Genomic DNA, 14,883 nt, shown 5'->3' on the forward strand with positions numbered 1-14,883 from the left:
AGACGCGCGAAGGCCCTCACACTCGGTCGATGACGGACAGGGTCTGCCGGGCGATCTCCAGCTCCTCGTTGGTGGGGACGACGAGCACCGTGACGGCCGAGTCGTCGGTGGAGATCACGCGGGTGCCGCGCACGCGCGCGGCGTTGCGCTCCGCATCGACGTGCACACCGAGGAAGCCCAGGGTGGCAAGCGCCTCGGCGCGCACGAGAGGCGAGTTCTCCCCGACGCCGGCTGTGAAGGAGATCACGTCGACGCCCCCCATCTGCGCGATGTAGGAGCCGATGTAGGCCCGCAGGCGGTGGATGTAGACGTCGAAGGCGAGCATCGCGGCTCCGTTGCCGGCCTCGCGCCGGTCCTCGATGTCGCGCATGTCGGAGACGCCGGCAAGACCCAGCATCCCGCTCTGCTTGTTCAGGAAGGTGTCGAGCTGGCCGGGGCTCATCTCCTCCCGGCGAGCGAGGACCAGCAGGATCGACGGATCGATGTCGCCCGATCGGGTGCCCATCACGAGGCCTTCCAGGGGCGTGAGACCCATCGAGGTCTCCACGGAGTGTCCTCCGTCGACGGCGGTCACCGACGCACCGTTGCCGAGGTGGAGGACGATCTGCTTGAGCTCCTTGAGCGGTCGCTCGACGAAGTCCGCCGCGGCGCGACTGACGAACTTGTGACTGGTCCCGTGGAAGCCGTACCGGCGGATGCGGTGCTTGCGCGCGAGGTCGCGGTCGATCGCGTAGGTGTAGGCGGCGGGGGGAAGCGTCTGGTGGAACGCGGTGTCGAACACCGCGACGTGGGCGAGGTCGGGGAAGGCGGCCCGGGCCGCGCGGATGCCCTGGACCGCACCCGGGTTGTGGAGCGGCGCCAGCACCGACAGCTCATCGATGTTGATCTCGACCAGGTCGTCCACGAGCGTCGGCTGGAAGAAGCGCGCCCCGCCTTGGACCACGCGGTGGCCGATCGCGGCAGGCGGCTCCTCGACGAGGGAGGGACCGTTCTGCTCGAAGGCCTCCAGCATCACCTGGAACCCTGCGCTGTGGTCGGGGATGGGAAGCTCGCGCGAGGACTCCGCGTCGGCGTCGCCGCCGATCACCTTGTGGCGTGCGGAGCCGACGGCCTCGCCGATGCGCTCGACGAGTCCGGAGGCGAGCGAGCGCTCGCTCTCGACGTCGATCAGCTGGTACTTGAACGACGACGATCCGCTGTTGATGACCAAGACGACGGTCATGCCCGTGCCTCTCCTTCGGCCTGCGCCTGGATGGCGGTGATGGCGATCGTGTTGACGATGTCTTCGACCAGCGCACCGCGCGAGAGGTCGTTGATGGGGCGGTTGAGGCCCTGCAGGACCGGGCCCATCGCGACGGCACCCGCCGAGCGCTGGACGGCCTTGTAGGTGTTGTTCCCCGTGTTCAGATCGGGGAAGACGAACACGGTGGCGCGGCCGGCCACCTGCGAGTCGGGCATCTTCGCCTTGGCGACGGCGGCATCGGCGGCGGCGTCGTACTGGATCGGCCCCTCCACGAGCAGCTGCGGCGCACGTTCGCGCACCAGCTCGGTGGCCGCCCGGACCTTGTCGACGTCGGCCCCCGAGCCGGACTCGCCGGTGGAGTAGGACAGCATCGCGATCCGCGGGTCGATGCCGAACTGCTGCGCCGTGGCGGCGGAGGAGATCGCGATGTCGGCCAGCTGCTCGCTGCTCGGGTCGGGGATCACGGCGCAGTCGCCGTAGACGAGCACCCGGTCGGCGAGCGCCATGAGGAAGACGGAGGAGACGACCGAGACACCGGGCTTGGTCTTGATGATCTCGAACGCGGGACGGATGGTGTGCGCCGTCGTGTGCGCGGCACCGGAGACCATCCCGTCGGCGAGCCCGAGGTGGACCATCATCGTGCCGAAGTAGGAGACGTCGGTGATCGTGTCGGCCGCCTTCTCGTACGTGACGCCCTTGTGCGCGCGCAGACGCGCGTACTCGGTGGCGAAGCGGTCGACGGTGGCCGGATCGAAGGGGCTCAGCACGTGCGCTGCGGTGATGTCGAGGCCGAGCTCGACCGCGCGCCCCCGCACCTCCGCCTCCTCTCCCAGGATCGTGAGGTCGGCGATCCCGCGGGCGAGCACCGTGGCCGCGGCCCGGAGCACGCGGTCATCGGTCCCTTCCGGCAGCACGATGCGCTTGCGCCGCGTGCGCGCCGTCTCCAGCAATTGGTATTCGAACATCAGGGGCGTCACGACGTTGGAGCTCGTCAGCCCGAGGGAGGTCGTCAGCTCGTCGGTGTCGACGTTCCGCTCGAACAGGGCGAGGGCCGTGTCGTACCGCCGCTGCGAGCCAGCCGCGAGCCGCCCCCGGGTGCCCATGACGCGCACGGCGGTGTCGTAGGTGTCGAGGTCGGTCTGGATGATCGGCAGCGCCGAGTCGAGTCCGACCATGAGCTTCTCGACGGCGTCGGGCAGCGGGAACGGCCCGTTGAGGATGATGCCGGAGATGGAGGGGAACGTCCCCGAGGAGTTGGCCAGCAACAGGCCCAGGAGGATCTCGGTGCGGTCGGCGGGGACGATGACGATCGCGCCCTCGCGCAGGCGCGGCAGGATGTTGTTGAGCGACATGCCCGCCACCACGACGTCGAGCACTTCCCGGGTGAGGAGCTCCTCGTCGCCGCGCAGGAGCTTGCCCTCCAGCGACAGCATGACGTCGCGCACGGCGGGGGCGACCAGGAACAGGTCCTCGGGGATCGACCACACGCCGACCTCGGCTTCGCGGTGGCCGTCGGCGGCCGGTACGTCGGCGACGACCGCGCGGATCGCCCCGTTGATGGCGTGGAGCTTGACGGGGTCGGCGCGGTTGGTGATGACCGCGAAGAGCTCCGCTCGCTGGTGGCGCACTTCCGTGACGGCAAGCTCGGTGACCTGCGAGAGCTGCTCGGGGGTGCGTGCGACGCTCACTCCGAGCCGGTCCCCCTCGCTCGCGCGGCCGTTGAGGACGAGGAGCACGGGGGCGCCGAGGTTCGCGGCGATGCGCGCGTTGTATCCGAGCTCTGACGTGGACCCCACATCGGTGAAATCGCTTCCCACGATCACCACGGCGTCGCACTTGGCCTCGACGGCTTTGAAGCGCTCGACGATCTTGGAGAGGGCGGCATCCGCGTCGCGGCGCACGTCGTCGTAGGTGACGCCGATGCATTCGTCGTACTTCAACTCGACGCCGACGTGATCCAGCAGCATCTCGAGGACGTAATCGCGCTCGACCGTGGAGCGCGCGATCGCGCGGAACACGCCGACCTTCGGCGAGACACGGGTGAGGGCGTCGATCACGCCCAGGACGATCGTCGACTTTCCCGACAGGCCTTCGGTCGAGGTGATGTAGATGCTCTGAGCCACGCGTTCCAGCCTAGGCTCGGCGCCTCAGAGACGCCCGGTCCCCGCCCGGACAAAACCTGCCCACCTCGGGGAAGCCCGTCACCGCCGGCTCGGGCGTCCGCGCGGCCGCCACGGGGAGCCCGGAAAAAGTAAGACTCTCCGCGAACCCGGCAGAGCCTGGTTACCCTTGCTACGTTTCCGTCCTGGGGGAGTTGGCCTGGATGCCGTCTCGCGGAGAGCTGCTGCAAGTTTACCCGACGCGCCCGCCCGCCCGTACCGCCCGGGTTAGCATCGAAGGACGCATCGACGCGGCGAAGGGGAACGCATGCTCGACAACCAAGTCGCTCCGGAGGATTTCGCGCGCGAGACGGAGGCGATCGTCGAGTCGGTGACGCGAGTGATCGACGGCAAGCCGGAGATCGTGCGGTCTGCGCTCGTCTGCCTGCTGGCCGAGGGCCACCTCCTCATCGAAGACGTGCCCGGCGTGGGCAAGACCGTACTCGCCCGTGCACTGGCCGCCACGATCGACGCGACCGTGCGCCGCATCCAGTTCACTCCCGACCTGCTCCCCGGAGATGTCACCGGAGTCAGCGTCTACAACCCCGTGGAGCGGGTGTTCGAGTTCAAGCCCGGCGCGGTGTTCGCCCACATCGTTATCGCCGACGAGATCAACCGCTCCTCCCCCAAGACGCAGTCGGCTCTCCTGGAAGCGATGGAGGAGCACCGGGTCACCGTCGACGGCACGAGCCGGTCGTTGCCCGATCCGTTCCTGGTGGTCGCGACGCAGAATCCGCTGGAGATGGAGGGCACGTACGCCCTTCCCGAGGCGCAGCTCGACCGCTTCATGATGCGGGTGTCGATGGGGTATCCCGACGCCGCATCCGAGGCGCTCATGCTCCGCCAGCGCGACACCGTCAATCCTCTCGACGGCCTGCGCCCCGTCGTGACTGCGGCCCGGGTCAGCCAGCTCATCGACTTCGCCCGGAACGTCCATGTCTCCCCCGCGGTGGAGGAGTACGCCGTCGGCCTCGCGCGCGCCACCCGCTCCCACCCCGACGTGCGTCTGGGGGCGAGCCCGCGTGCCACGCTCCAGCTCGTGCGCGCCGCGAAGGTGTGGGCGGCGCTCGACGGCCGCGACTTCGTGATCCCGGACGACGTCGCCGCTCTCCTGGAGCCGATCTTCGCCCACCGCATGATCGCCGCACGGGGCAGCGGAGCCGGGCGGGGACGCTCGTCCGCCGAATCCCTCACCGCCGCACTCCGGGCGATCGCGTCGTCGGTGCGGGTGCCCTTGGCCGCGCACTGAGCCCGCTCATGGCCTCCCCCCGCCGAGCCACACGCCGCGCACGCCGGCAACGCGGTGTGACCCGCTGGCCGCTGACGCTGCGCGGTCTGGGCGCTCTCGCGCTCGCGCTGGCGTGCGTCGTCCTGGCCGCGCGGTTCGGGGTGATCGAGCTCGTGTACGTCGGAGTGCTGATGCTCGCGATCGTCGGCGCCAGCGCCGCGACCCTCTACCTCGCGGGACGTCGCGTGCGTGTCGCGCGCTCTTTCCATCCGGACCTCGCCACGACCGGCGATCCCGTGCACGTGCGGGCGCGGGTGGAGATCCGCTCCGCTCTGCCCGTCGCGCAGGGGCGCTGGGAGGATCGGCTCGGTCCGGGGTTGGACGGGGAGACGGCGGGGATCTTCCCCGCGACCGTCTCGGGAACCCGCGCCGGAGCGCAGGCCCGTGAGATCGAGATCGCGTACGACATCGTCGCCGCGCGCCGTGGGGTCCGTGCGGTGGGGCCCCTGACGGTCACCTCCACCGATCCTTTCGGGCTCGTCCGCCGCACCACGTCTGCACGCGAGCCGGCGACGCTCACGGTGGCGCCGGCGGTGGTGACCCTGGAGAGCGTGGCCGACCTGCCCGGCAGCGCAGGCGGGCGGATGAGCTCCTCGACGAACCGTCTCGGCCAGGGCACCGACAATCTGATCCCCCGCCACTACGTCCCGGGCGACTCGATGCGCCGGATCCATTGGCGTGCCAGTGCGCACCGCGACGAGCTCATGGTGCGGCAGGAGGAGCAGGAGACGACACCCGAGGCCGTCGTGGTGCTGGACCGGGGGCTTGCCCGGTGGAGCGAGGCCGCCCTGCGCGCGCCCGGGGAGGACGAGCGGTTCGAGACGGCGGTGACGGCGACGGTGTCGGTCACCGCCCAGCTCGTGCGCGAGGGCTACCACGTGAGCATCCTCGACGTCGACGGAACGCCCCTGGTCGACCCGGTCGAAGGTGGTGACGCCGCCGGGCTGAGGGAGATGCTCTCCGCCTTCGCCACCGTGACCGCCCGTCGCTCGACCGATCTGACCGACCTCGCCCGGCTGTTCTCCACGGCGCAGACCGGACCGTTGGTCCTCATCACGGGCGACCTCGATGCCGCCGACGTCGGCGCGCTCGCTCGCGTTCCGGCACACAGCGCGCTGCCCGTGCTGATCTGCGTGACGAACGGGCCGCCGGCAGCCCCCTCGGACGAGAGGGCGCGCGCGGCGGACACCGGCTGGCGGGTGGCCGCGATGACGCCGCGGGACGACCTCACCGCCGTATGGTCGTCGGTGGCCGGAGGAGGCCGTCGTGTCGACGCCTGACCGCCGCCCCGCCCGTCCGGGTCGCCATGTCTCGCGACGTCCGAGCCGCCGCGGCGAGCGCCGCCTCGCCCTCGCGCTGTGGGCGGGAATCGCCGCGGCACTGCTCCCCGTTCTCGGCGTGGTCAGTGCCGGCCCCTGGGTGCTCGGCGCCCTCGCCCTCAGCGCTGCGATCCTCGTGCTGGCGGCTACCCTCCGGCGTCTGCACGCCCCCGCGCTCGCGGTGACCGCAGCGGCGACGGGACTGTGGGCGATCGTCGTCACGGCGGTGTTCTTCGGCGGACAAGCCCTGGCCGCCCTGATCCCGACGCCGGCCGTCGTCACCGCGGCGATCAGCGCGGTGCGCCGCGCCTCGAGCGAGATCCTGCTGGGCGCGGCGCCGCTGGAGGCCACCCCCGCCCTGTCGTTCGTGCTCGTGGCCTCGGCCGGAGCGCTGACGGTAATCCTCGATCACGTCGTGGTGACCGCGCGCATGCCGCTCCTGGCGGTGATCGCTCTCGTGGCCGTGTGGGTCATCCCGGCGGTGGCGGTGCCCCGCGACGTCGACGTGGTGAGCTTCGTGCTCTTGGCGGCCACCGTGCTCATCCTGCTGCGCGCCGAGACGCGAACGCGGGAGGCCCCGGAACCGGGAACCTCCGGGGGCGTCACGACGCTCGCCGTGGCGATCGGTACCGTCGCGGTCGTGGTCGCCCTCATCGGGGCGCCGTCGTTGCCGGCACCCGTCGCGGCGGAGCCCGGCAGCGGAGCTCTCGCCAGCATCGACCCGACACTCGATCTCGGCGACGACCTCCGGCGCAACAGCGACGTCCCGGTCCTCACACTGTCGGGCGACTCCCCCGCCCCGCCCTACCTCCGAGTGGCCACGCTCTCCCTCTTCGACGGCAGCGTGTGGCGGCCCGACCGTCTGCGTTCGGTGTCGCTCGACGACGAGGGCTTCGAGCCGCTGGCCGTCGACGACGGCGTGCGTGTCGTGCAATACACGACCCGGGTCGAGGTCGCCGGTCTCGCCTCCGCCTATCTCCCGCTTCCCTACGCGGCCGTCGACATCACCGGGCTCGAGGGGGTGTGGCGCGGGGTTCCCTACAGCCGCACCGCCCTGAGCGGCCAGACGAGCGCGCGGGGCCAGTCCTACGACGTGGCGTGGCAGACCGCTCGCCCCACCGCGGAGCAGATCCGCGGGGCGGACGCGCGCATCGACGACGTCGCGGTGGATGTGACCGGTCTTCCCGCGGAGACCCCCGAGGTGATCGGCGAGCTCGCCAGGGAAGTCACCGCCGACGCGTCGAACGACTACGACCGGCTCATCGCGCTCCAGACCTGGTTCCGCGGGTCGGAGTTCAGCTACTCGCTCGACGCCCCCGTGCTCGACGGGTTCGACGGCACCGGATCCGACGCCGTCGCGGCGTTCCTGGAGGTGAAGGAGGGCTACTGCGTGCACTTCGCCGGCGCCTTCGCGCTGATGGCGCGCGCGCTGGACATGCCGTCCCGGATCGTCGTGGGCTTCCTCCCCGGGCCGATGGTCGACGGGGAGGATGGCAGACGGGTCTCGGAGGTGACGACGAGCCAGCTGCACGCGTGGCCGGAGGTGTACTTCCAGGGCATCGGCTGGGTTGCGTTCGAGCCGACGAAGAGCCTCGGCACCGAGACCCGCTTCCTGCCGGAGAGCACACCCGTGGACGACGGCGGCGAGGAGGTCACACCCCCCGCCGCCTCGCCCAGCGCGACGGCTCCCCCCAGCACCGCCGCCGCACCCCGCCCCGACGACGACCCGGCGCGCAACGCCGGCACCGGAACCGCGATGATCGATCTGCGCCCGCTCCTCGCGGTGCTCGGCATCGCCGTCGTGGTCCTCGGAACCCCGATGCTCGTGCGGTGGAGCCGCCGGCGCTGGCTGGCCGGACGTGCCCGCCGAGGCGAGGCCGCTGCGGCGTGGCGCATGCTGCAGGACGCGGCGATCGATCAGGGGGTCGCGGTGCCTGCGGCCGAGTCGCCACGCGCGTTCGGCGCGCGTCTGGTCGCCGACCACGCGGCCCCGGAGGCCGAGATCGCGAGGCTCGTGTCGGCCATGGAGCACGCGAGCTACGCGCGACCGGGCGGCGAGGAATCGCCGCCCCGGCTCGACCGCGACGCCGACCGCGTCCGCACCGTGATGCGGGAGGCCCTTCCCCCGCGCGCACGCGCCTGGAGCGGGCTCGCGCCGCGGTCGCTGCTCATCCGTCCCGGATCCGTGCTCGCGGGGTCGGTGCCTCCCGGCCGCCCGGGGACGACGAGCCCCCGGGAGCGGGCGGCACCGACGCCGCGCTGAGCCCCGATCAGCGGTGGCGGTAGGACTGCCCGGCCTGGCCGAACACCTGCATCCGCTCGGCGACGATCCGCTGCATCGCGATGCGCCCGGGCTTGCCGTACAGCGCGGGGTCGACCCCGATCCCATCGGCGTCGAGGTAGGTCCGCACGGCAGCACTGTGGGCCATGTGCGAGTCCATTCCCTGATTGATCTTCCGGATGCCCAGCTTGGTGGAGCGGGCCTTCTCGCTCTCGGGGACGCCCCACGATTCGGGGAGCTTCCCGCCGTGCGCGTTGATCGTCTCGCGGAGATCGGCCGGCAACGACGACGACCCGTGCATCACGAGGTGCGTGTCGGGGATGCGGCCCGCGATCTCCTCGATGAGGTCCATCCGCAGCACCGTGCCGTCCGGTGGGCTCGTGAACTTGTAGGCACCGTGGGAGGTGCCGATCGCGACGGCGAGGGCGTCGACGCCCGTCTCGGCCACGAACCGCGCGGCCTCGTCGGGGTCGGCGAGGATGATCTCCTTGCTGCTGGCGCCGCCGTCCTCAGATCCTCCGATCGTGCCCAGCTCTCCCTCGACCGAGACCCCCCGCGCGTGGGCGTACTCGACGACGCGACGAGTGACCGCGACGTTCTCCTCGAACGTGGCGGGCGTCACGTGGTCATCGCGCATGCTGCCGTCGATCATGACGCTCGTGAAGCCGGCCGCGATCGCCCGCACGCAGTCGTCGTACGAGGCGCCGTGATCCAGGTGCAGCACGACGGGGACGTCGGGATAGTTGCCGATGAGGGTGACCAGCGCCTCCCAGAACAGCTCGTCGCGGCCATGGACCGAGGCTCCGGCGATCGTCTGGACGATCACGGGTGAGTCGGTCTCGGCGGCGGCGTCCAGCACGGCCTCGGCCTGCGCCAGGTCGGTCACGTTGAAAGCGCCGACGCCGTAGCTGCCTGCACGTGCGGCGTCCAGTGCCGCCCTGAGTGTGATGAGAGCCAAGGGCCCGTCCTCCGTTCCTCGCGCCCGTCTTCCGTGACGGGCGACTTTTTCTGACAACGGTAGACAGACTAGGTTGCGGGTGTTACTTTGTCCATCGATAGACAGAGATTGTCCACACGTCGAAGGAGACGAGGTTCGGATGCGGGACGAGTTGCTGCTGGGGATCGACCTCGGCACGTCGTCGATCAAGGCGAACGCGATCGACCGCCACGGCCGCTCGCGCGGCGTCGGCGTCGCGCCCACGCCGTTCGCCCGCGGCGCCCACGGCGTGGAGATGACCACCGAGGCCCTCTTCGACGCCATCCGCGCCGCCATCGACGACCTCGGCGTCCTCGCGACACGGATCGCCGCCGTGGGCGTGGCGAGCATGGGCGAGACCGGTACCGCCATCTACGCCGACGGACCGAGCAACCTCCCCCTCGTCGCCTGGCACGACGAGCGCGGCGGTGAGATCGTGGACGAGCTGCGTGCCGAGTTCGGCGATGCCGAGATCCACCGGCGCACCGGCCGTCAGGCCCGCAGCGTCACGAGCATCGCCAAGCTGGGCTGGCTCGCCCGCAACGGGTACGACGCTCGGGGCACGTGGACCGGCGTCGCGGGACTCACCGTGTGGCGCCTCACCGGTGCCCTCGCGCAGGAGGAGTCGCTCGCGGCCACCAGCGGCGCCTTCGACCCCCTCCGCGGCGAGTACGACCGCGACATCCTCAGCCACGTGGGCCTCGACTCCCTCGTGTGGGCGCCGGCGCGCATCGCGGGAACCCCGCTCGGCCACATCTCCCCCGACGGCGCGGCGTGGAGCGGTCTGCCCACCGGGATCCCGGTCACGATCGCGGGCCACGACCACCCGGTCGGAGTCATCGGCGCGGGCGGCGACCGGAGCGAGGTCATCGACTCGATGGGAACCGGCGAGCCCCTCGTGGTCGCCTGGGAGGCCCGCCCCGACGCGCCTCACCCGACCTGGCCTGACCAGCTCGGCGACCTCACCGTCACGGCGTGGCCGGGAACGCCCCGACACATGCTGCTGTGGGAGACCCTGCGCCCGGGCCTGGCCACTCGACACCTGCAACGGGCGCTGCGCGTCGCGCGCGACGACATCGAGTTCCGCGCCATCCGCGTGGATGCCGAGCCGCTCGACCTCGCCACCCTCGTCGCCATGCAGGAAGGCGCGATCCCCGCGGCACTCCTGGAACGCCCTGCCGAAGAGGCCTGGGCGGCGACCCTGGAAGGGTACGCGTCCGCCTCGGCCGATGCCGAAGCACGGCTGCGCGCCCTGAGCGGCGTCTCGGGCACGACCCTCCTGATCGGCGGCGGACTGCGCAGCCGCCGCTGGGTGGAGGCCAAGCTCCGCCGCGCCTCCCACCCGCTGGCGATGGCCGCGGAACGCGAGGCCGTCTCGCGCGGCGCCGGGCTCCTGGCGGGCGTCGCGGCAGGATGGTGGACACCGGAACACTATCCGCCCGCCGATACGGTGGCACTCTCGAGCCCGGCTTCCGCTCCGCCGCCTCCCCCGCTCGCGGAGCCGGCGACGAGCGCCATCGCGGTGGGGCACGGAACGCCATGACGAGAAGAGGGATCCCACTCTATGCCTGCCTCATCGCCTGGACCGTGGTGCTCATGAGCAGCTCCTCCGACGCCCCCCGGGGCCTGCGCCGCCCCACGCGGCTGGTCGATCTCGCCCAGCACGCGGGAGTGTCCACCAAGACCGTCTCCCGCGTGCTCAACGGAGAGGCCTATGTCGCCCCGGCGATGCGGGAGCGCGTCATGGCGGCCGTCGCCGAGCTGTCCTACGTCGGCGATGCGGCCGCTACGGGACTGCGCACGAAGCGCTCGGGCTTCATCGGACTGATCATCCCCGACGTCCGCAACGGCTTCTTCGCTCTGCTCACCCGGGCGATCGAGGAACGCCTCTCACCGACCTCTCCCACCCTCCTCCTCGGAGACTCCGACGAAGAGGCCGACCAGGAGGAGCGCTACCTCCGGACGTTCCGGCAGCAGAGGGTGGACGGGCTCATCGTGCTCCCGAGCGGCGCACCGAGCCTCCCCGACGCCGTCTCCGAGATCCCCACGGTGATCGTGGACCGCACCGTGCCGTCGGTGCGCAAGAGCGCCGATCACGTGCTGGCCAGCAACCGTCGCGCCGCCGAGCGGCTGGTCGAGCACCTGGTCGCCCATCACCGGCTGTCGCAGGTCGCCCTCATCGCCGGGAACACCGCCGTCTCCAACGTGCGTGACCGCCAGAGCGGGTACACCCGCGTCATGAACGCGGCGGGCCTCGCGCACCACGTGAGCGCAGGACACGCGACCCCCGACGACGCCGCGGCGGGAGCGCTGGAGCTCTTCCGCACCCTCACTCCCCCGTTCGGGGTGTTCACGACGAACAACCGCATGTTCTGGGGCGCCATGGCCGCCATCTCGCGACTGGGTCTGCACATCCCGCGGGACGTGCTGGTGACCACGATCGACTCCATCGGCGAGGCGACGGTGACGGGCTTGAAGCCCACGCAGGGCGTCATCCCCGTCCAGACCGTCGCCGCGAAGGCGATGAAGCTGCTGGCCGAGCGGACGGAGGACCCCACGCTGCCGCCCCGGAGCGTGACGGTCGACATCGACATCGAGTACGGCACGACCTGCGGGTGCATCCCGCTGACCACGGCGCCGCTGATGATGGGGCCTCTCGCGGCCCCCTGAGACACCCGTCGGCGACGGACGGGTCGAAGCTGACCGCAGTGTGCCAGCAAAGCGAACACTGCGGCCAGCCGCGTCGCACCAGGAAGCAATCACCCACTCGAAGGAGAGAAATGATCACGACCACTCGGATGCGGACCGCGGGAGCGGCCGCTGCGACGGCGACCATCCTAGCGGTGGCGCTCGCGGGCTGTTCGAGCGCCACCGAACCCACGCCCAGCACGTCCGGCGCTGCGGAAGGCGGAGGCAAGGTCGCCTTCGTCATCAAGCCGCTCGACAACACGTACTTCGGTGCGATGGCCGAGGGCGCGGAAGCCGCCGCGAAGGAGGCCGGCGTCGAGCTGACGGTCGTCGCCGCCGAGAACGTCACCGACGACTCGGGCCAGGCGTCCAAGCTCAACGCCCTCGTGACGGCCGGCTACGACTGCTACATCGTCAACCCGACGAGCCAGACGAACCTGCTCACCGGTCTCGTCCCCGTGTCGGACGCGGGCACGCCGATCGTCAACCTCGACCTGCCGATCGACCTCGACGCCGCCAAGGACGCAGGGGTCAAGGTCACGACCTACGTCGGGACGAACAACGAGACCGCCGGTACTGCGGGTGGCGAAGCCATGCTCGATCTCGTCGACGAGGGCAGCCAGGTGGCCCTCATCGGCGGCCTGGTGGCCGACCCCGGCAACATCGCACGTCTCGCGGGCTTCGAGAAGGCCGTCGCCGGCAAGCTCGAGATCACCCAGACGGTCGCCGCCGACTTCGACAAGGCGAAGGCCAAGAGCGCCGCCGCGACGATCCTCATCGCCAACCCCGACATCAAGGGCTTCTTCACCCCGTCGGGCGACATGGCCATGGGCATCCAGCAGGCAGTGGAAGAGGCGGGCCTGAAGGGGAAGGTCGCCGTCGTCGGCATCGATGGCACGAAGGACCAGCTCGCCGACATCGTCGCGGGCGGACAGCCGGCGGCGATCGAGCAGTTCCCCTACCTCATGGGCGTGCAGTCGGTGCAGGCCTGTGTCGCGGCGATGGGCGGCAAGACGATCCCTGAGACGGTCGAGACGCCGGTGCTCATCGTGAACAAGGACAACGCTCAGGCAGCACTCGACGCCTTCCCGGCACCGCCGGCGGGCTTCGAGGTCCCGAACCCCTTCGAGTAAGCCGATCAGAGACGGGGATCCTCACCCATGACCACCCAGACACCCACCCGAAACCGGGGCCGGGCCGACGAGACGGCGTACGCCGTCCGCCGCGCGCTCGGCTCCGAAGAGACCTGGATGAAGCTCGCCGCCCCGGTGGCGCTGGTCGTCCTGGCCATCGTGCTCGGCTCGATCAACCCGAGATTCCTCTCGTGGCCGAGCATCACGAGCATGCTGGCCGACGCGACGATCCCGATCATCCTCGCCCTGGGAGCCACGTTCGCGGTGACCCTCGCCGGGATCGACCTGTCGCTGGCAGCGACGGTCGCCCTCGGCAGCGTCACCCTGGCCACGGCCTACCAGGCGGGTCTGCCCCTGATCGTCTGCTGCGGCATCGCCCTCCTCACGGGCCTGGCGGTCGGGACGATCAACGGGTCGTTCATCGGCTGGGTGAGGATCCCCGACTTCATCGTGACGCTGGGAAGCCTCAGCATCGTGATGGGGCTGAGCCTCATCATCTCGCAGGGAAAGCCCGTGCAGATCCCGGAACGGGCGCTGACGGCCGTCAGCACGATGAACGTCGGCGGGATAAGGATCAACTTCCTGATCGCCATCGGGATCGCCCTCGTGCTGCACGTCGTCCTGTTCCACACCCGGTTCGGCACGCACCTGCTGGCCGTCGGCGACAACCCCGACGCCGCGAAGGCGATGGGGTTGAAGGTCCCGCGGATCAAGCTCGCCGGCTACATGATCTGCGGCGCGATGGGCGGGATCGGTGCGATCATGCTGACCTCCTACATCGGGTCGAGCCAGCCGGCCACCAACACCGACTACCTGCTCAAGGCGATCGCCGCGGTCGTCCTCGGCGGGGTGAGCCTCTTCGGTGGCCGCGCCACGATCTACGGACCGGTCATCGGCGCGATCCTGCTCACGTTCCTGCAGTCCGGCCTCACCCTCCTCGGTGTGAGCGCCTTCTACTCGCCGCTGATGATCGGCATCGTCGTCATCGCCGCGGCCACGCTCATGAGGGGGCGGAAATGACCGACAAGATCGTCGTCGAAGACATCCACAAGTCCTTCGGCAACGTCGACGCGCTCAAGGGCGCCTCGCTCACCATCAAGGCGGGAGAGATCACCGCGATCGTCGGCGACAACGGCGCGGGCAAGTCCACCCTCGTCAAGTGCCTGACGGGGCTCTACACGCCCGACCGGGGCGAGATCCGCATCGACGGCGAACCGGTGCAGTTCTCCTCGCCGCGCGATGCGCGCGACAAGGGCATCGAGACGGTCTACCAGGACCTCGCCCTCAGCGACCAGCTGAGCGTGTGGCAGAACATGTACATGGATCGGGAACTCGTCCGCGGCATCCCCGGCTTCCAGTTCCTGCGCCGCCGCGAGATGCGGGCCCGGGCGGCGGAGCTGATCTCCGACCTCGCGGTGAACGTCCCCGGCGTCGGCCGGACCGTCAAGCGTCTCTCGGGCGGCCAGCGTCAGGCCGTCGCGATCGCGCGCGGTGTGATGTGGGCCGAGAACATGATCATCCTCGACGAGCCCACCGCAGCCCTCGGCCTCAACGAGACGGCTCAGGTCGAGGCGCTCATCCGGCGCGTCGTCGAGGGCGGCAAGACCGTGCTGGTGGTCTCGCACAACTTCGAACAGGTCAAGCGCCTGTCGCAGCAGGTGTGGGTCATGCGCGGCGGCAAGGTCGTCGGCGGCACCCGCACCGAGGATGTCACCGGCGAACAGCTCGTCGGCATGGTCACCGGCGCCGTGCGCACCGTCTAGAGCCTCCCCCGAAACGGCGATGAGCCCCACCCT

Annotated in this window: 11 protein-coding genes and 1 other RNA gene; 8 read left to right on the top strand and 4 right to left on the bottom strand. The window is 70.8% G+C overall.

Annotation, left to right across the window (positions count from 1 at the left end):
• Positions 1-16: 16 nt before the first annotated feature.
• From AVP41_RS06700 to ffs, 3 genes are all read right to left on the bottom strand, one after another.
• Positions 17-1,222: an acetate/propionate family kinase gene (locus tag AVP41_RS06700; protein WP_067162325.1), complete on the bottom strand. Its 1,206-nt coding sequence runs from the start codon at positions 1,220-1,222 to the stop codon at positions 17-19.
• Entirely contained in the window at positions 1,219-3,366 is a 2,148-nt protein-coding gene (pta, locus tag AVP41_RS06705) for a phosphate acetyltransferase (RefSeq protein WP_067162327.1), read from the bottom strand. Before pta ends, AVP41_RS06700 begins: the two co-directional genes overlap by 4 nt.
• A 126-nt stretch (positions 3,367-3,492) precedes the next feature.
• Positions 3,493-3,589, bottom strand: an RNA gene (gene ffs, locus AVP41_RS06710) — signal recognition particle sRNA small type.
• A gap of 81 nt (positions 3,590-3,670) precedes the next feature.
• Here ffs and AVP41_RS06715 point away from each other — a divergent pair.
• Genes AVP41_RS06715 through AVP41_RS06725 form a run of 3 tightly spaced genes read left to right on the top strand, consistent with a single transcriptional unit; the run spans position 3,671 to position 8,272 of the window.
• Positions 3,671-4,651 carry an AAA family ATPase gene (locus AVP41_RS06715; protein WP_067162329.1) on the top strand — a complete coding sequence of 327 codons (981 nt, stop codon included), beginning with the start codon at positions 3,671-3,673 and terminating at the stop codon, positions 4,649-4,651.
• An 8-nt stretch (positions 4,652-4,659) separates the two neighbouring features.
• The gene (locus tag AVP41_RS06720; RefSeq protein ID WP_197464260.1) at positions 4,660-5,970 is read left to right on the top strand and encodes a DUF58 domain-containing protein; all 1,311 of its coding nucleotides are present in this window, start codon (positions 4,660-4,662) and stop codon (positions 5,968-5,970) included.
• Positions 5,957-8,272 carry a transglutaminase family protein gene (locus AVP41_RS06725; RefSeq protein WP_082829051.1) on the top strand — a complete coding sequence of 772 codons (2,316 nt, stop codon included), beginning with the start codon at positions 5,957-5,959 and terminating at the stop codon, positions 8,270-8,272. The genes AVP41_RS06720 and AVP41_RS06725 overlap by 14 nt, the downstream gene beginning before the upstream one ends.
• A 7-nt stretch (positions 8,273-8,279) precedes the next feature.
• Here the strand turns inward: AVP41_RS06725 and AVP41_RS06730 are convergent, their stop codons facing one another.
• Positions 8,280-9,248, bottom strand: a complete 969-nt coding sequence (locus AVP41_RS06730) for a ketose-bisphosphate aldolase (RefSeq protein ID WP_067162333.1) — start codon at positions 9,246-9,248, stop codon at positions 8,280-8,282.
• A gap of 139 nt (positions 9,249-9,387) precedes the next feature.
• Here AVP41_RS06730 and AVP41_RS06735 point away from each other — a divergent pair, with 139 nt between their 5' ends.
• From AVP41_RS06735 to AVP41_RS06755, 5 genes are all read left to right on the top strand, one after another.
• Positions 9,388-10,809: an FGGY family carbohydrate kinase gene (locus AVP41_RS06735; protein WP_067162335.1), complete on the top strand. Its 1,422-nt coding sequence runs from the start codon at positions 9,388-9,390 to the stop codon at positions 10,807-10,809.
• 53 nt (positions 10,810-10,862) lie between these two features.
• Complete coding sequence (locus tag AVP41_RS06740) at positions 10,863-11,936, top strand: LacI family DNA-binding transcriptional regulator (protein ID WP_197464261.1); 1,074 nt, start codon at positions 10,863-10,865, stop codon at positions 11,934-11,936.
• Positions 11,937-12,046: 110 nt separating this feature from the next.
• Entirely contained in the window at positions 12,047-13,087 is a 1,041-nt protein-coding gene (locus AVP41_RS06745) for a substrate-binding domain-containing protein (protein WP_067162339.1), read from the top strand.
• Positions 13,088-13,114: 27 nt separating this feature from the next.
• Positions 13,115-14,107 (top strand): ABC transporter permease, encoded by a 993-nt coding sequence (locus AVP41_RS06750; protein WP_067162341.1) that lies wholly within the window; start codon positions 13,115-13,117, stop codon positions 14,105-14,107.
• Entirely contained in the window at positions 14,104-14,850 is a 747-nt protein-coding gene (locus AVP41_RS06755; RefSeq protein ID WP_067162343.1) for an ATP-binding cassette domain-containing protein, read from the top strand. Before AVP41_RS06750 ends, AVP41_RS06755 begins: the two co-directional genes overlap by 4 nt.
• Positions 14,851-14,883 lie beyond the last annotated feature (33 nt).

It is taken from the genome of Microbacterium sp. TNHR37B (assembly GCF_001620065.1).
GTDB lineage: Bacteria > Actinomycetota > Actinomycetes > Actinomycetales > Microbacteriaceae > Microbacterium.